This is a genomic window from Variovorax monticola, assembly GCF_051216855.1.
In the GTDB taxonomy this organism is placed as follows: Bacteria; Pseudomonadota; Gammaproteobacteria; order Burkholderiales; family Burkholderiaceae_C; genus Variovorax.
This window is the reverse complement of the sequence record NZ_JBPJZP010000008.1, coordinates 42115-58241: the sequence shown is the minus strand read 5'-3', so window position 1 is coordinate 58241 and position 16127 is coordinate 42115. Positions and strand designations below refer to the sequence as shown.

The following is a 16127-nucleotide window of genomic DNA, read 5'->3' as shown; positions in this document are numbered from 1 at the left end:
TGCCCACGCGGAATGGCGCTTGGAAGAACCGCAGCTTACGCCCGGTCGCGCCGCAATTGGCGCCACAATGGTTGCAAATTGCGCCACGCCCGGCCCTACCAAACCATGTCGTCCCCGTCGTTCCTCCGACCCGCCCGCGCCGTCACGCCGATGGCCTTTGTGAGAGCCATCGTGCAGGGCTACGCACGCTACGGCAAAGACCCGGACGAGGCATTGAAAGCGGCACAGATCACGCCGCGCGAACTGGCCCGGCCCGGTGCGCGGGTGACGGCCGCGCAGTTCGAGGCGCTGTCGGACCACGCCATGCAGGAGCTCGACGACGAGGCGCTCGGCTGGTTCTCGCGGCGCTTGCCCTGGGGCAGCTACGGCATGCTGTGCCGCGCTTCGCTGAGCTCGCCCGACCTGGGCGTGGCCATCAAGCGCTGGTGCCGACACCACCGGTTGTTGACGGAAGACATCGGCCTGGCGCTCGATGTGGCGGGCGGCGTGGCCACCTTGCGCATCACCGAGAACCGCCCGCTGGACGATGCCTTTCGCGAGTTCTGCCTGGTGACCAGCCTGCGTTTCATGCACGGCTACATGTGTTGGGCGATCGACTCGCGCATTTCGCTGCGCCATGCGAGCTTTCCCTTCGCCGCGCCGCCGCATGCCGACGCCTATGCGCCGATGTTCACGCCGGACGTGAGTTTCGACGCGCCGCAGGCGAGCATCAGTTTCGACGAGCGCTACCTCGCCCTGCCGCTGCAGCGCGACGAGCGCGCGCTGCGCACCATGCTCAAGCGCGCGTTGCCGCTGACGATCCTGCAGTACCGGCGCGACCGGCTGCTGGGCCGGCGGGTGCGCGAGTTGCTGCGTTCACGCGCCAGCGACGCGACCACGGCGGAGGCGCTCGCCGGTTTGCTCAACGTATCGAGCCGCACGCTGCACCGGCAATTGCACGAGGAAGGCACGTCGCTGCAGGTGCTGAAGAACGAGGTGCGTCACGAGATGGCGGTCGACCAACTGCGGCGCACGACGCGGCCGATCAAGCAGGTGGCGCTGGCGGTGGGGTTTCGCAACGAGAAGAGTTTTTCGCGGGCGTTCCTGCAATGGACGGGGCATGCGCCGCGGGACTTTCGGGCGCAGGGGTTGTAGCGGGACTCGGCTTTCGCAATGACAGAGGCATTCAGGGCGCGTGCACAGGACGCCGGGTACTCCCCTCCGCGAATGTCCCCCGGGCTTCGCCCTCCTCCTTTATTTCGCTGCGGGGAGCACCCGACGCCCTGCGCACGATGAGTGCGGCGGGGGCGTTGGGCGTTCAGCCGCTACGTTCACGACGCCTGCACGTCTGCCGACCTCGGCCAATTCGGCGTGAACTTGCTCGCGGCTCAAAGAACCCGCAGCACCTCGAACTGCTGTCGGATGGGAGCGACGTGTATCGACACCTCATCACCCTCGCATTTGCCCAGCATTGCCCTGGCCAAAGGGGCTTCGCTGCTGATGACCTGAACAAGCTGAGCGCCGCTGACCAATTTCATGCTGCCCCCATCCGGGCCGAGAAAAAGCTGTTGCTGCCTGTCGTCGGAATCGACCAGGCAGACCAGCGAGCCGAGCTGTATGCCTTTGATGGCGTCGTAGGGCTGCGGGCGGAATCGGCGCCAGTTGGCCATCGCCTGGCGTATGGCTTCGGCGCGCCGAGCCTGGCCGGTGGCCAGGTAGGCGGCTTCGAGTCCCAAGGTGTCGTATTTGTTCTCGGCGATGTTTTCTTCGTGCGTCGCCGTTTCATGGGCTGCCCGCACTGCCTGTTCGGCTTGCAGCAGGTCTTCGGCGAGCCGTTTCAGCACCTGCTGTTGCAGCAAGAATTTATCCATGACGAAGGTCGGCATTTCGAACAAGCAAAGGGCTGGTTTTAATTGTGACGGGCTCCAGAAACCTTCTACGTTTCTGTTGGCTGCGGGTCAAATTCGGCTTCTGGCCGAAGCTGTGTGAAGACGCTCGAAGGGCGTGTTCGAGGGTAGCCAAATCATTCTCGAAGCCTTGATCGTCGATCCTGGCGCGACCTGAGAGGTCGACATTCACGCGAATGACGCAACACCAGCGTTTTCACACAGCCTCGGCCGGAGGCAGTCCGATCCAATTCAGAGTTTGAGATCTCTTGAAGGTAATGAGGGCGCTCCTTCAACACAAACCTCGGCTGGATAGTTTTCAAGCACCTGAACCAACTCGGCCGGACACTCTGGATAGATCCATCTGCCCCAGTTCTCAACCACCCATGGCGTGGACAAAGCTCGAACATTCGCTTCCGATCGTGCCTCTACCGGAAGATGAACGAGGACCAAGCCTGCCTTGTATCCGGTGACTACGATGACAGAAAGTCCACTTGGCGAATTCGGAAGTTCAACGAGCATGAAATCGACGATTTTTTCGTAAGGCCATGCCGCATTGCATCGAAAAACCGTGCCTCGAAACAGTGCCGCCGGCTCCCACTCAAGAAGCTTGCTCCACTTTGCAATTGCGCCCTCGACGGCAGCACCTTTTGTCTGCATCAGTTCATCGCTCCGCCTTGTTTCGTTATGGCCGACAAGTTGATTTGTGTGACAGCTCCTGGCCGAGTATGTGTGCTGCCTTCATCGAACATATGCGGCAAGCTCCTCCACGAGCTTGTCTGCATCGTGCAGGCCATCCAGCATGAGCGGCGGCGCACCCGCAAGAACCAATTTTATTGGCTCGAATTTTGACGCCTGCTCGACCGACTGCAGTTGATCGAGTCTGATGCGTTGCTCACCGACTGCAGAGCGGTAGATGAGCTGATGAGCGAGAACTTCGACTTCAACATGCCGCGCCGCCGCCACCTTGAGGACATGGAACTGATTGAGCTTCTGGTGGTAGACCGCGGCGATAACGAAAGCCGCGATGCCGATGAGTGCCGCCAGGAGGCCGAATTGCCATATCCCTACAACGCAGATCGCGGAAGCAATCGCGTAAGCATAGAAAAGCTTTGAATTCCGCTCGCTTTCCAAGCGGCTCAAATAGGCCGTACTCAACCGATAAATCACTTCTTAACCCTCTTGACGACCTGACTTAGCCGTGAACTTCCAGCAAAGAAGCTGGACAACCGTGACGGATGTCTTCTGCTGGCCGAGGCTGTGTAAAAACGCTGCTGTCATGCTGATCTCTTGAAAGGCGAACTCTCAGATCGCACCAGGATCGACGATTGGGACTTAGCGAATGGTTTGACCACCAACGAAAACACGGCCGTCGCACTTTTTCACACAGCCTCGGCCGAAAGCGGAAGTCTATCCCCGGCCAGCGATGGTCAGCTTGCACTGCGGAACAGACACTCGCAATGTCTGTCGATGATCAGCAATGGACTGAGTCGCTGCCACCGAGGCCACTCCCTACAAGCAACCTCAACCAACCCAAATTCGCGCCATCGCTGGAGCATCAGCCATAGCGCTCAAAGCCCCCCGCTCTCCAGGCGGGCCGCGAAACACGCAGCCCGCAGACCAGCCGCTAGCTGCCGGTCTCAGGCGCTCCGCGCCGCGCCTTCTCGCTCATCTGAAACAGTTCTCCAGCCTTGCGAGCAAGTTCAGCCGCAAGCCAAAACAGGTTGTCCAGTTGCCGAGGCCCGCTGCAGCTGCACCAATCGATGTCTTCCCCGTGGCAGACCCACAGGAGCGCTTCGAGTTGGGCGAGGGTGTTTTCGAGAAGATCCGCCGGGTCTTGGGCGTTGTCTTCGGAAGTGCCGGGCGTGGGTGGCCGGGCTATAGTCTTGGTAGCCATTTTTGTGCGTTCCTTCAGAGGTTGTTGCACTGATTTGGTTAGACGGTCGGGGTGCTAGTAACACCCTGGCCGTCGCCTTTGATACCTCGCATACGCATCGATGCTTTCGCACCGACGACCTGCCGCGAGGCAAGCAGCCTTCAAACATTCAGTGGCTGTGGGTGTAGCGCCTTCCTTGTTCCCTTGTTGGGTTGTTGAGTGACAGGGGCGTTCACTTTAGAGAAGAGCGCGCCAAATTCGCCGTTCCGCGCGGCAGGAAAGTCTCGGCAACCGCCAACAAATACAGCTTCCGCAACGCGCCGCGTGCCGGCTTCATCGGCGCGGTGTCGGCGACCGATCAGGCAGGGCGCAACGCGACCGGAATTCCACAGCGGCGTTGAACGCTCACGCCGATGGGGTGCCTTGCGCAGCGAAATAAAGGAGGAGCCGCAGGCGGGGGACATTCGCGGAGCAAGGCACCCCGTCGGCGTGAGCGCCGCCCTGAACAAGCGGCGTCGAATCAGCCCGCCGAAGCGATCTGAGCCAGCGCGTCGGCGATGGATTGGCTGTCCTCAGGGCGCACGAGCTTCGCCACTTCCTTGCCATCGCGCATGAACACCAGCGTGGGCCAAAGCCGCACGTTGAAAGAGCGGCCCAGCGGCCGCCCGCTGCCGTCTTCCACCTTGATGCGGGGCACGTCCGGGTACTTGGCGAAGGCCTCGGCAATATTGGGTTGCGCAGCCTTGCAGATGCCGCACCAGTTGGTGCCGAACTCGACCACGGCGGGGCCGGTGCGTGCGTCGATCTCGGTGCGTTCGGGTTGCTCGGTCTTGTATTCGGAGGTCATGGCGGATGTCGTTCCTGTGTGCCCTGTGGCTCGGCGGTTGAGCCCGTCATTGCATCAGAAACTCAGGCGGCCTGCAGGCCATAGCCCGACAGCAGCGCCGGCAATTCGGTCATGTCGCTGAACACCCGCGCCACGCCCACGCTCAGCAACGGCCCGGGGCCGCTGTGGCCCGACTCGCCGGTGCTGTAGCCGAACACCGTGGCACCCGCTGCCACGCCGGCCATTGCGCCGGTGACGGTGTCCTCGACCACGGCGCAACGCTTCGGGTCCACGCCGAGGGCTTCGGCCGCGGCCAGGTACACGTCGGGGTGCGGCTTGGAACGGGGCATTTCATGGCCGCTGAAGATGCGGCCTTGAAAGCAGTCGAGCAGGCCGACCTTGGCGAGCTGCAGCTCGACCTTGTGGCGATCGGCGCCCGAGGCGCAGGCGATGCGGCCCTTGAGCAGGGTGTGAATCTGGCGAATGGCCGCGGGGGCGTGCGGAATGGCGACCAGGTCGCGCTCCAGCGCCTCGTTGCGGCGAGCCCTGAAGTTCTTGAGCCACTCGTCGGTGATCTTCACGCCGGTCTTCGACTCGATGAGCGCGGCTTCGTCCTTCACGGCCTTGCCGGTGAAGGTGTTCATCGACTCTTCGGTGCTGAGGTGCCAGCCGAGTTCGCCGAGCATTTCGGCGAGCACGCGGTTGGTGATGGGTTCGGAATCCACAAGGACGCCGTCGCAGTCGAAGAGAACCGCGGCGAAGGGAAACGGGGGAAAAGGGGTCATTGCGGTGCAGGAGTTCGGGGGTTGGCCCGATGGTAGCAACGCCCCTTTTCGCATGGGGGAACTCAGGGGATCGCGCGTATCGGGATGTACATCTCGCCACCGCCGGCCATGAATTCCTTCGACTTCTCTTCCATGCCTTCGGCCACGGCCGCCGCCTCGGCCACGCCCTTCTTGGCCGCGTACTCGCGCACTTCCTGCGTGATCTTCATGGAGCAGAACTTCGGTCCGCACATCGAGCAGAAGTGCGCCACCTTGCTGGAGTCCTTGGGCAGCGTCTCGTCATGGAACTCGCGCGCCGTGTCGGGGTCCAGGCCCAGGTTGAACTGGTCTTGCCAGCGGAACTCGAAGCGCGCCTTGCTCAGCGCGTCGTCGCGCGAGCGCGCACCCGGATGCCCCTTGGCCACGTCGGCCGCATGCGCGGCGATCTTGTAGGCAATGATCCCCTGCTTCACGTCGTCGCGATCGGGCAGGCCCAGGTGTTCCTTGGGCGTGACGTAGCACAGCATCGCGGTGCCGGCCCAGCCGATCATCGCCGCGCCGATGGCGCTGGAAATGTGGTCGTAGCCCGGCGCGATGTCGATGGTCAGCGGCCCGAGCGTGTAGAACGGCGCCTCGTGGCAGTGCTTGATCTGCTCGTCCATGTTGGCCTGGATCATGTGCATCGGCACGTGGCCCGGGCCTTCGATCATGGTCTGCACGTCGTGCTTCCATGCAACCTTCGTCAGCTCGCCCAGCGTGCGCAGTTCGGCGAACTGCGCCTCGTCGTTGGCGTCCGCGCCCGAGCCGGGGCGCAGGCCGTCGCCCAGCGAAAAGCTCACGTCGTACGCCTTCATGATGTCGCAGATGTCCTCGAAGCGCTCGTACAGAAAGCTCTCCTTGTGGTGCGCGATGCACCACTTGGCCATGATCGAGCCGCCGCGCGACACGATGCCCGTCATGCGGTCGGCCGTCAGGTGAATGAACGGCAGCCGCACGCCCGCATGGATGGTGAAGTAGTCGATGCCCTGCTCCGCCTGCTCGATCAGCGTGTCGCGAAAGATCTCCCAGGTCAGGTCTTCGGCCACGCCGCCCACCTTCTCCAGCGCCTGGTAGATCGGCACCGTGCCGATGGGCACGGGCGAATTGCGCACGATCCAGTCGCGCGTGGTGTGGATGTTCTTGCCGGTCGACAGGTCCATCACGTTGTCGGCGCCCCAGCGAATGGCCCACACGAGCTTCTCGACCTCTTCCTCGATGCTCGAGGTGACGGCCGAATTGCCGATGTTGGCGTTGATCTTCACCTTGAAGTTGCGCCCGATGGCCATCGGCTCGACTTCGAGGTGGTTGATGTTGGCCGGAATGATCGCGCGGCCCCGGGCCACTTCGTCGCGCACGAACTCGGGCGTGATGATGCGTGGAATGCTCGCGCCCATCGGGTTGCCGGCCACGCGCTTCGCACGCTCCTCGTTGGCGAGGTACTCAGCCATCCACTCGCGCTTGCCGTTCTCGCGCAGGGCCACGTATTCCATCTCGGGGGTGACGATGCCGCGGCGCGCGTAGTGCATCTGCGTGACGTTCGCGCCCGACTTGGCGCGGCGCGGCGTGCGCTGCAGTGCCGAGGCACCCGCGCGCAATTCGGCCAGCCGCTGGGCTTCGTGGTCGTCGCGGCCCTCCGCGTGCTTCAGGCCTTCGTCCAGCGCCTGGTGCGAGCGGCCTTCGTAGCTTTCGGTGTCGTTGCGCTCGGCGATCCATGCGGCGCGCACATCAGGCAGGCCGCGGCGCACGTCGATGTCGACCTTGGCGTCGGTGTACGGGCCCGAGGTGTCGTAGAGCGACACGGTTTCGCCGTTGGTCAGCAGTACGTCGCGCACCGGCACGTTGAGGTCGGGCCGGCTGCCCGGAATCAGGCACTTGTGGGAGGCGGGAAAGGGCTCGCGGGTGAGCGAAAGCAGCGTGGTGAACTTGTCGGGCGCATTCATCGGGGGGCACTCCTTGTTGAGGGAAAGGGTGCTCCGCAATCGCTCGGTGGACTTCGGCAAAAGCCCGTCACGGAAGGGGGAGTGACGGACCGAAGTCAGGGAGTGCAGCTCTTCTTACGCCGGTATGACCCGGATCAAGTTCGCGGGTCGGCTGCTTTGCCATCTCAGCACACCACATGTGTGCACCCCGGAGCGGGGCTGATTGTGCGAGCCGCGGCCCGGCGCGTCAAGCCAGGGGTACTTGCAGATCGCCGTCAAGGTAAAACCAGCGATCGCCTTCGCGCACGAAGCGGCTGCGCTCGTGCAGGCGGGTGGCCGTGCCGGTGCTGCTGCGCTGGCGGGCGACGAATTCGACCTCGGCATGGTCGGCGTCGAGCACCGAGCGCGAGCGGATGTCCAGCCCCAGCCATTTGACGCCCGGCTCGAACTCGATCGAGGCCGGCCGTCTGGCGGCGTCCCAGGTGGCGAGCAGGTACTCGGCGCGTTCCAGCACGAAGGCCGAGTAGCGCGAGCGCATCAGCGATTCGGCGTCGGGCGCGGGCGTGTTCCCGAAATCGTCGAGGTAACGGCCGCAGCACAGGGCATAGCCGATGGGCTTGTCGCGGCGGTCGGTGCGGCCGCAAGGGCAAGGTCCGGTGGGAGGGTCGATGGCGCTCATGAAGACCGCTATTGGAACATCTCGCGGCCCTCGGGCCGACAGGACAAGCCCGAAGCCGCCCGGAAAGGCCGTCCCAGGCCCGGCCCGCGGCCCTTCGTTCAAGCCAGCGCGCGCTGGATCAGCAGCTTCTGGATGTCCGACGTTCCTTCGTAGATCTGGCACACGCGCACGTCTCGGTAGATGCGCTCCAGCGGAAAGTCGTTCACATAGCCGTAGCCGCCCAGCGTCTGGATGGCGGCGCTGCACACGCGCTCGGCCATCTCACTCGCGAAGAGCTTGGCCATGGCTGCCTCCTTCAGGCAGGGCCGGCCGGCGTCGCGCAGGCTCGCGGCGTGCCAGATCAGCTGGCGTGCGGCCTCGATCTGCGTCGCGCAGTCGGCCAGGCGAAAGCCCACGGCCTGCTGGTCGAAGATGGCGCCGCCGAAGGCCTGGCGCTCCTTGGCATAGGCCAGCGCCACGTCGAAAGCGCTGCGCGCCATGCCCACGCTCTGCGCGGCAATGCCGATGCGCCCGCCCTCGAGCGCGCCGAGTGCGATCTTGTAGCCCTCGCCTTCCGCGCCGATGAGGTTCTCGCGCGGAATGCGGCAGCCGTCGAAATTGATCTGCGCGGTGTCGCTGCTGTGCTGGCCCAGCTTGTCTTCCAGGCGGGCCACGTTGTAGCCTGGCGCACTGGTCGGCACGATGAAGGCGCTCATGCCGCGCTTGCCGGCGCCCTTGTCGGTCACCGCGATGACGATGGCCACCTGGCCGTTCTTGCCGCTGGTGATGAACTGCTTCACGCCGTCGATCACGTAGCCCTCGCCGTCCTTGCGCGCCGTGGTGCGCAGGCTCGACGCATCGCTGCCGGCCTGCGGCTCGGTGAGGCAGAAGGCGCCGAGCATCTGCCCTTGCGCCAGCGGCTCCAGCCATTGCTTCTTCTGCTGCGCATTGCCGTAGCGCATGAGGATGGCGTTGACCGGGCAGTTGGTCACGCTGATGGCGGTGCTGGTGCCGCCGTCGCCGGCAGCAATTTCTTCCAGCACCAGCGCCAGCGTGAGGTAGTCGAGGCCGGCGCCGCCATGCTCTTCGGGCACGCAGATGCCGTAGGCGCCCAGCGCCGCAAGGCCCTTGTGCACTTCTTTCGGAAAGCTGTGCTCACGGTCCCACGTAGGGGCGTGGGGCCAGAGTTCGGCTTGCGAAAAATCGCGCACCGCGTCGCGAATGGCTTCCTGGTCGGCGCTGAGCAGCATGGCGTTGTCTCCTGTCTTTTTTTGGTTCGGGGCTTGCTGGCTTACTTGCCGGCGCCCAGGTCCATGATCAGGCGCGCGGCCATGTACAGGCGGCGCGGAATGGCGCTGATGTCCACGTACTCGGCCTTGTCGCTGTGGTAGCCGAAGCCCGGCAGGCCCAGGCTTTCGATGACCGGCTTGCCCGAAAGCGCCGCGTAGGCCGCGTCGGTGCCGCCGCCGGTGCGCTCTTCCACGCCCAGCGTGCCGCCGGCTTCCTTGTAGAAGCCCACGGCCTTGTCGACCAGCTTCTTGCCGCCTTCGCCGGCATTGAAGGCCGGGCGGCCGCGCGTGACGAGCACCTTGACGTCGGCCTCGGGCAGCTTCTTCTGCTGCGCGCGCTCTTCCAGCGTCTTCATGGCGGCGTCGAAGTCTTCGTTGCGTGCGTAGCGCACGTCGGCGTTCAGCGTGGCGCTGGCCGGGATGATGTTCGACACGTTGCCGGCCTTGGCAATGGTCCAGTTGAAGCGCAGGTTCTTGGCCTTGTCGTCGATGTTCATGGTGCGCAGCACCAGGTCGGACGCCTCGACCAGCGCATTCACGCCCAGCTCGGGCGCGGCGCCCGCGTGCGAGGCCTTGCCGGTGATGTTGACCTGCACGTAGGCGATGCCCGAGGTGCCCAGCGAAAGCTTCTCGTCGCCGGCGCTGGTGGGCTCGAAGGAGAGCACGTAGTCGGCCAGCCTGGCTTCTTCCTGGATCAGCTCGCGCGAACCGAAGGAGCCCTTCTCTTCGTCGGTGTTGAACAGCACGGTGATGGTGCCGTAGTCGCGCACGCCGTAGTCCTTCAGCAGCTTGAGCGTGTGCAGGATGACGGCGTTGCCGCCCTTGTCGTCGGCAATGCCGGGGCCGTAGGCCTTGTCGCCCTCGACCTTGAACGGCGCCTTCGCGAGCGTGCCCTTCAGGTACACGGTGTCCATGTGCGACAGCAGCAGCAGGTTCTTGCCGCCGCGGCCCTTGATCTTGCCCACGATGTTGTCGCCTACCACGATGCCGGCCGACTTGCTGCGCGTGACGGTGAAGCCCAGGCTCTTGAGTTCGCCCTCGAGGTAGCTGCCGGCGGCGGCGATGCCTTCGGCGTCACCGGTGCCGGTCTCGATGTTGACCAGCTTCTCCAGCGTCTTGATCACCGCGGGCTGCTCGTCGGTGGCAGCCTGGAACAGCACGTTGTCGCGCTTCTGGGCCCAGGCGGCGGGCGCCAGGAAGGCGGCGGCCAGCACGGCGCTGAGGGCGGTAACGGCGGTACGGTGGATGGAAGGGCGCATGAAATCTCCTGCTCTATGCATTGTTGGAATCGAATGTCTGAATGAAAAAAGCTGGTGAGCGCCCGTACCCGGACGCTCCCAGCCACTGCGCTTATAGCAATTCGAGTGCCACCGCGGTGCCTTCGCCCCCGCCGATGCACAAGGTGGCCACGCCGCGCTTCTTACCGCGTGCCTTCAGCGCATGGATCAGCGTGACCATGATGCGCGCGCCGCTGGCGCCGATCGGGTGGCCCAGCGCGCAGGCACCGCCGTGCACGTTCACGATCTCGTGCGACACGTCGAGCTCGTGCATGAGCGCCATCGGCACCACCGCGAAGGCTTCGTTCACTTCCCACAGGTCCACGTCCTTCACCGCCCAGCCGGTCTTCTTGAACAGCTTGGCGACAGCACCCACGGGCGCGGTCGAGAACCACTCGGGCTGCTGCGCATGCGTGGCGTGGCCGATGATGCGGGCGATCGGCCTGGCGCCGATCTTCTTCGCATGCGACTCGGTCATCATGACCAGCGCGGCGGCGCCGTCGTTGATCGACGAGCTCGAGGCGGCGGTGATGGTGCCGTTTTCTTTCTTGAACGCGGGCTTGAGCGTGGGGATCTTGTCGAGCTTGACCTTGCCCGGGCCTTCGTCGATGGAGATCACGGTGTCGCCGCCGCGGCCCTTGACCGTGACGGGCGTGATCTCGTCCTTGAACAGGCCGGTTTCGGTCGCCTTCTTGGCGCGCTCGACGCTGGCGATGGCAAACGCGTCCTGCTGCTCGCGCGTGAACTTGTACTTGGCGGCGCAGTCTTCGCCGAAGGTGCCCATGGAGCGGCCGGGCTGGTAGGCGTCTTCCAGGCCGTCGAGCATCATGTGGTCGAAGATGCGGTCGTGGCCCATGCGGTAGCCCCCGCGCCCCTTGAGCATCAGGTAGGGCGCGTTGGTCATGCTTTCCATGCCGCCCGCCACCATCACTTCGTGCGTGCCTGCGAGCAGAAGATCGTGCGACAGCATCGCGGCCTTCATGGCCGAGCCGCACATCTTGCTGAGCGTGACAGCGCCCGCGCTGTCGGGCAGGCCGCCCTTGTAGGCCGCCTGGCGCGCCGGCGCCTGGCCCTGGCCGGCCATCAGGCAGTTGCCGAACAGCACCTCGCCCACGCTGTCGGGCGCAATGCCGGCGCGCTCCACCGCGGCCTTGATGGCGGCGCCGCCCAGGTCGTGCGCGGACAGCGAAGAGAAGTCGCCCTGGAAGCTGCCCATGGGGGTGCGGGCCAGGCCGACGATGACGATGGATTCGGACATGTGGAGGTCTCCTTCAGGAATGTGGAAGCGAAGCAAAAAACAAGAAAACGGCCGCTCAGAAGTGCGTTGCGTGACCTTCGTGCTGGAAGCGCTGCGACTCTTCGTAGGGGAACACATCGAGCATCTGCCCGGCCTGGATGCGTTCCTTGTGGTGCTGCCAGAAGGCGGCGTCGAGCAGGTCGGCGTGGTGCGCCATGAAGGCGGCGCGCACGTCGGGGTTGCCCAGCAGGAAGGGCTCGAAAGTTTCGGGGAACACGTCCTTGGCGCCCACCGCGTACCAGACCTCGCCGCTCATCTCTTCTTCCTCGTTGCGCGGCGCGGGCACCTTGCGGAACTTGCAGTCGGTGACGTATTCGATCTCGTCGTAGTCGTAGAACACCACCTTGCCGCCGCGCGTGACGCCGAAGTTCTTCCACAGCATGTCGCCGGGAAAGATGTTGGCGGCCACCATGTCCTTGATGGCGTTGCCGTATTCGACCACCGCGTGCTCCAGCTGGTCTTTCGCGCGCTTCGCATGCGCCGGGCTCTCGGGCGCGGCCAGCGTGTCGAAGGCTTCCTGCAGGTAGATGTTCAGCGGGATCATGCGGCGTTCGATGTACACGTGACGCAGCACCAGCTCCATCTCCCCGTTGCCGTCGCGGTCGCCGATCTCGAGCTGGCTGGGCGCGAACTTGCGGATTTCGTCGATCAGCCCGGGCTCGAAGCGGTCGAGCGGAAAACCCACGTCGCTGTACTCCAGCGTGTCGGCCATGCGGCCCACGCGGTCGTGCTGCTTCACGAGCATGTACTTGCCCTTGATCTGCTCGCGCGTGGTGTCCTTCTGCGGCGGATAGAAGTCCTTGATGAGCTTGAACACGAACGGAAACGACGGCAGGTCGAACACCAGCATGACCATGCCCTTGATGCCCGGCGCAATGCGGAAGCGGTCGCTCGAATAGTTCAGGTGCGACAGAAAGTCGCGGTAGAACAGCGTCTTGCCCTGCTTGGCCAGCCCGAGCGCGTTGTAGATTTCGGCGCGCGGCTTGCGCGGCATGAGCGAGCGCAGGAACTGCACCCATGCCGAGGGCACTTCCATGTCGACCATGAAGTACGCGCGCGCAAAGCTGAACAGCATCTGCAGGTCGTCTTCGCCGAACAGCGCCGCGTCGATGTAGAACCTGCCGCGGCTGTCGTGCAGCACGGGCAGCGAGAACGGAATTTCGACGAAGCCGTTCATGATCTTGCCGACCACGTACGCGCCCTTGTTGCGAAAGAACAGCCCCGAGAGCACCTGCAGCTGAAAGTTGGCGCGCAGCTTGACCTGGTGAAAGCGGTTCGATATGACGTGCGCCACACGCTCGGCGTCGCGCCGCTTGTTCGCGAAGGTGCCCAGCAGCGCGAAGTCGTCGAGCATCTGCTCGACGGTGTCGGCCAGCGTCTCGGGCTCGGGGTAATAGGGGCGGTAGGTGGGCGCGCCGCGCGGCTCGATGTACTCGGTGCTGATGGCCGGGCGCACGAAGATGAAGTCGTTCTGGAAGTACGCGCGGTGCAGGATCTTGGTGGTCACCGAGTTGAAGAAGCTCTCGGCCAGCTCGGGCTGGTGGTGGTCCACCAGCAGCCCGATGTAGTGCAGCTTGGTTTGATGCCACACGTCCATCGGCTGCTCGCCGGCCTTGAACTCCTTCTCGAGCCGGGCCACGGCCTCGCTCACGCGCAGGTCGTAGAACTCGATGCGCTCGCGCTGCGCGCGCTGCTGACCGTGCCAGTCGGCGGTTTCGAAGCGGTGCTTGGCGCGCGCCGACTCCGCGCGAAACAACCGGTAGTGGCGGTTGAAGCCGTCCATCATCGCCTTGGCGATGTCATAGGCCAGCGGCGAGTCGAGGCGCTGCGGGAACATGGACGGCCCGAAGGGGAAACCGCCAGTTCAGGCGGCGGCGGGGCCGCCCGTGCCGCCGGCCTCGGGCTGCGGCGTGAGGGTCTGTGCGTCCTGCACGGCCTGGTTCACCTGCGCGCCTTGCGTGGTCAGCGCCTGGATCGCCTCGCCGGGCTTGCTCCACTTGTAGCGGATGCGCTGCACCGCGGCCTTGTACACGGCGTCCAGCGGCTTGGCGCCGTCGACGCTCAGGCCCAGGTCCTGCAGCAGGCCGTCGTGCACGCCGAAGGTCCAGCCGTGGATGCGCACCTTCTGGCCGCGCGCCCAGGCGTCGACCATCACCGTGCTGACGGCCACGTTGACCACCTGCTCGGCCACGTTGAGCTCGCACAGCGCGTCGACGCGCGCCTCTTCGGGCAGGCTTTCGAGCATCACGCTGTGGCGGTCGCGCACGTCCTGGATGTGGCGTATCCAGTTGTCGGCCAGGCCGATGCGCTTGCCGCTCAGCGCCGCCTTCACGCCGGCGCAGCCGTAGTGGCCCACGACCATGATGTGCTCGATCTTCAGGTGTTCCACCGCGAACTGGATCGCCGAGAGCGCGTTCAGGTCGGAGTGCACCACGATGTTGGCGACGTTGCGGTGCACGAACACCTCGCCGGGCTCCAGCCCGGTGATCTGGTTGGCGGGCACGCGGCTGTCGGAGCAACCGATCCACATGTAGCGTGGCGTCTGCTGCTTGACCAGCCCGGTGAAGAAGCCGGGGCGGTCGCGCTCCATTTGCGCGGACCACGCACGGTTGTGGGCAAAGAGGTCGTCGAGGTTGTCAGTGTTGTCGGCCATAGTGGGTCTATTGTCGATGAGTAGTGTGATGTTCAGGCCCTGGCGCCGGCGGGCTTTGCGGATCGGACCGCCTTGCCTGCCTTGTTCGCCTTCTGGGCCTTGGCCAGCGTGGCCTGTCCCTTTTTCTCGTGCGCGCGCACTTCCGCAAGGTTAGCCTGCAGTTCGGTCAGTTGCGCCTCGAGCTGGGCTCGGTGCGAGCCCAGCACGCCAAGAAACTTTTCCAGCTGCGGCACCGTGTCCCGCGGGCTGTCGTACATGTCGAGGATGTCCCTGGCCTGCGTCAGGCTCAGGCCGAGGCGCTTGGCGCGCAGCGTGAGCGTGAGCCGCGCCCGGTCGCGCGCGCTGTACACGCGCTGCAGCCCGGCGCGCTCGGGGGTGAGCAGGCCCATGTCCTCGTAGAAGCGGATGGCCCGCGTCGTGAGGTCGAATTCCTTCGCGAGCTGGCTGATGGTGAAGGTGGACGCGGGCATGGCAGCAGGCAGCGGTGGTGGCAAAAAGGGGGCGTTGCGGGGGCGACAGCAGATTCATGCGGCGATCCCTACAATGGTGCCCTTAACCCATGACGTTTACGTAAACGTCAATCTTACATGAACCTCCTCGAACGCGAACTCCACTACCCCCTAGGCGACACGCTGCCCCAGCCCGGCGAAGCGATGGAAGTGGCGCCCGGCGTGCGCTGGATCCGCATGCGGCTGCCCTTTGCGCTCGACCACATCAACCTCTGGCTGCTGCGCGACACCCTCGACGGCGTGACTGGCTGGACGGTGGTCGACTGCTGCATTGCCCACGACGAGTCGCGCGCGCAGTGGGACCAGATCTTCGAGACCCAGCTGCAGGGCCTGCCGATTTTGCGCGTGATCGTCACCCACATGCACCCCGACCACATCGGCCTGGCCCACTGGCTGTGCGAGCGCTGGAACGTGCCGATGTGGATCAGTTCCACCGACTACCACGTGGCCCGCGTGCTCAGCACCAACGGCGACACCCTGGCGGGCGGCGAACAGGCGGCACGCTTCTTCGCCTCGCACGGCATGACCGACCCCGAGGCACTGGCCAAGATCCGCGGGCGCACCAACTACTACGCCGAACTGGTGCCCTCGGTGCCGGACACCTTCGTGCGCATGCTCGACGGCGACACCGTCACCATCGACGGCCACGCCTGGCGCTGCATCGTCGGCTACGGCCACGCGCCCGAGCACATCGCGCTGTACTGCGACGAACTCAAGCTGCTGCTGGGCGGCGACATGATGCTGCCGCGCATTTCCACCAACGTGAGCGTGCACGCGGGCGAGCCCGAGGCGAACTCGCTGCGCCTGTTCCTGGACAGCATCGACAAGTTCAAGGCGCTGCCCGCCGACACGCTGGGCCTGCCCTCGCACGGCAAGCCGTTCACCGGCATCCACCGCCGCGTCGAGCAGTTGCAGGAGCACCACCGCGACCGGCTCGCCGAACTGTTCGAGGCCTGCACGGCGAGCCCGATGACCGCGGCCGAAGGCCTGCCCATCCTGTTCAAGCGCGCGCTCGACGTGCACCAGATGACCTTTGCCATGGGCGAGTCCGTCGCCCACCTGCACCTGCTGTGGTTCTCGGGCCAGGTGAAGCGCGAGCTGGGCAAGGACGGCATCTACCGTTTCGGCGCCAGGTAGGGCGCCGCGGCAGGACAT

General features: G+C 65.0%; 16 protein-coding genes and 1 riboswitch. Of the genes, 2 read left to right on the top strand and 14 right to left on the bottom strand.

Annotated elements, in window-relative coordinates:
* Positions 1–105 precede the first annotated feature (105 nt).
* On the top strand, positions 106–1134 hold the full coding sequence (locus tag ACSFA5_RS26950) for an AraC family transcriptional regulator (protein WP_435447120.1): 1029 nt from the start codon (positions 106–108) through the stop codon (positions 1132–1134).
* Between the two features lie 233 nt (positions 1135–1367).
* On the opposite strand, the gene ACSFA5_RS26945 is transcribed toward ACSFA5_RS26950, so the two are convergent.
* The 14 genes from ACSFA5_RS26945 to ACSFA5_RS26880 form a co-directional block, all read right to left on the bottom strand.
* Positions 1368–1850 (bottom strand): GreA/GreB family elongation factor, encoded by a 483-nt coding sequence (locus ACSFA5_RS26945; protein ID WP_435447578.1) that lies wholly within the window; start codon positions 1848–1850, stop codon positions 1368–1370.
* A gap of 267 nt (positions 1851–2117) precedes the next feature.
* Positions 2118–2525, bottom strand: a complete 408-nt coding sequence (imm45, locus tag ACSFA5_RS26940; RefSeq protein WP_435447119.1) for an Imm45 family immunity protein — start codon at positions 2523–2525, stop codon at positions 2118–2120.
* Between the two features lie 81 nt (positions 2526–2606).
* Entirely contained in the window at positions 2607–3035 is a 429-nt protein-coding gene (locus ACSFA5_RS26935; RefSeq protein ID WP_435447118.1) for a hypothetical protein, read from the bottom strand.
* A gap of 457 nt (positions 3036–3492) precedes the next feature.
* Entirely contained in the window at positions 3493–3762 is a 270-nt protein-coding gene (locus ACSFA5_RS26930; RefSeq protein ID WP_435447117.1) for a hypothetical protein, read from the bottom strand.
* Between the two features lie 499 nt (positions 3763–4261).
* Complete coding sequence (locus ACSFA5_RS26925; RefSeq protein ID WP_435447116.1) at positions 4262–4588, bottom strand: thioredoxin family protein; 327 nt, start codon at positions 4586–4588, stop codon at positions 4262–4264.
* Positions 4589–4650: 62 nt separating this feature from the next.
* Positions 4651–5352: an HAD family hydrolase gene (locus ACSFA5_RS26920; protein ID WP_435447115.1), complete on the bottom strand. Its 702-nt coding sequence runs from the start codon at positions 5350–5352 to the stop codon at positions 4651–4653.
* A gap of 62 nt (positions 5353–5414) precedes the next feature.
* Positions 5415–7310 (bottom strand): phosphomethylpyrimidine synthase ThiC, encoded by a 1896-nt coding sequence (thiC, locus tag ACSFA5_RS26915; protein ID WP_435447114.1) that lies wholly within the window; start codon positions 7308–7310, stop codon positions 5415–5417.
* 94 nt (positions 7311–7404) lie between these two features.
* Positions 7405–7510: riboswitch (TPP riboswitch) on the bottom strand.
* 26 nt (positions 7511–7536) lie between these two features.
* On the bottom strand, positions 7537–7968 hold the full coding sequence (locus ACSFA5_RS26910) for a YchJ family protein (protein ID WP_435447113.1): 432 nt from the start codon (positions 7966–7968) through the stop codon (positions 7537–7539).
* A 98-nt stretch (positions 7969–8066) separates the two neighbouring features.
* Complete coding sequence (locus ACSFA5_RS26905) at positions 8067–9197, bottom strand: acyl-CoA dehydrogenase family protein (RefSeq protein WP_435447112.1); 1131 nt, start codon at positions 9195–9197, stop codon at positions 8067–8069.
* Between the two features lie 41 nt (positions 9198–9238).
* Positions 9239–10495: a glutamate carboxypeptidase gene (locus tag ACSFA5_RS26900; RefSeq protein ID WP_435447111.1), complete on the bottom strand. Its 1257-nt coding sequence runs from the start codon at positions 10493–10495 to the stop codon at positions 9239–9241.
* Between the two features lie 91 nt (positions 10496–10586).
* Positions 10587–11771 (bottom strand): acetyl-CoA C-acyltransferase, encoded by a 1185-nt coding sequence (locus ACSFA5_RS26895; protein ID WP_435447110.1) that lies wholly within the window; start codon positions 11769–11771, stop codon positions 10587–10589.
* A 55-nt stretch (positions 11772–11826) separates the two neighbouring features.
* On the bottom strand, positions 11827–13647 hold the full coding sequence (gene aceK / locus ACSFA5_RS26890) for a bifunctional isocitrate dehydrogenase kinase/phosphatase (protein WP_435447109.1): 1821 nt from the start codon (positions 13645–13647) through the stop codon (positions 11827–11829).
* A 27-nt stretch (positions 13648–13674) separates the two neighbouring features.
* On the bottom strand, positions 13675–14463 hold the full coding sequence (gene can / locus ACSFA5_RS26885) for a carbonate dehydratase (RefSeq protein ID WP_435447108.1): 789 nt from the start codon (positions 14461–14463) through the stop codon (positions 13675–13677).
* A 32-nt stretch (positions 14464–14495) separates the two neighbouring features.
* A complete protein-coding gene (locus ACSFA5_RS26880; protein ID WP_435447107.1) occupies positions 14496–14933 on the bottom strand; it encodes a MerR family transcriptional regulator in 438 nt (145 codons plus the stop codon).
* A 117-nt stretch (positions 14934–15050) separates the two neighbouring features.
* Between ACSFA5_RS26880 and ACSFA5_RS26875 the strand changes: the two genes are divergently transcribed.
* On the top strand, positions 15051–16109 hold the full coding sequence (locus tag ACSFA5_RS26875; protein WP_435447106.1) for an MBL fold metallo-hydrolase: 1059 nt from the start codon (positions 15051–15053) through the stop codon (positions 16107–16109).
* The last annotated feature ends 18 nt before the right edge of the window (positions 16110–16127 follow it).

Bases quoted from the DNA above. Each gene is read 5' to 3' on its own strand.
- ACSFA5_RS26920 (WP_435447115.1), bottom strand. From the start codon at position 5,352: ATGACCCCTTTTCCCCCGTTTCCCTTCGCCGCGGTTCTCTTCGACTGC.
- ACSFA5_RS26910 (WP_435447113.1), bottom strand. From the start codon at position 7,968: ATGAGCGCCATCGACCCTCCCACCGGACCTTGCCCTTGCGGCCGCACC.
- ACSFA5_RS26925 (WP_435447116.1), bottom strand. From the start codon at position 4,588: ATGACCTCCGAATACAAGACCGAGCAACCCGAACGCACCGAGATCGAC.
- ACSFA5_RS26900 (WP_435447111.1), bottom strand. From the start codon at position 10,495: ATGCGCCCTTCCATCCACCGTACCGCCGTTACCGCCCTCAGCGCCGTG.
- ACSFA5_RS26880 (WP_435447107.1), bottom strand. From the start codon at position 14,933: ATGCCCGCGTCCACCTTCACCATCAGCCAGCTCGCGAAGGAATTCGAC.
- can (WP_435447108.1), bottom strand. From the start codon at position 14,463: ATGGCCGACAACACTGACAACCTCGACGACCTCTTTGCCCACAACCGT.
- ACSFA5_RS26875 (WP_435447106.1), top strand. From the start codon at position 15,051: ATGAACCTCCTCGAACGCGAACTCCACTACCCCCTAGGCGACACGCTG.
- aceK (WP_435447109.1), bottom strand. From the start codon at position 13,647: ATGTTCCCGCAGCGCCTCGACTCGCCGCTGGCCTATGACATCGCCAAG.
- thiC (WP_435447114.1), bottom strand. From the start codon at position 7,310: ATGAATGCGCCCGACAAGTTCACCACGCTGCTTTCGCTCACCCGCGAG.
- ACSFA5_RS26930 (WP_435447117.1), bottom strand. From the start codon at position 3,762: ATGGCTACCAAGACTATAGCCCGGCCACCCACGCCCGGCACTTCCGAA.
- ACSFA5_RS26950 (WP_435447120.1), top strand. From the start codon at position 106: ATGTCGTCCCCGTCGTTCCTCCGACCCGCCCGCGCCGTCACGCCGATG.
- ACSFA5_RS26895 (WP_435447110.1), bottom strand. From the start codon at position 11,771: ATGTCCGAATCCATCGTCATCGTCGGCCTGGCCCGCACCCCCATGGGC.
- ACSFA5_RS26945 (WP_435447578.1), bottom strand. From the start codon at position 1,850: ATGGATAAATTCTTGCTGCAACAGCAGGTGCTGAAACGGCTCGCCGAA.
- ACSFA5_RS26905 (WP_435447112.1), bottom strand. From the start codon at position 9,197: ATGCTGCTCAGCGCCGACCAGGAAGCCATTCGCGACGCGGTGCGCGAT.
- imm45 (WP_435447119.1), bottom strand. From the start codon at position 2,525: ATGCAGACAAAAGGTGCTGCCGTCGAGGGCGCAATTGCAAAGTGGAGC.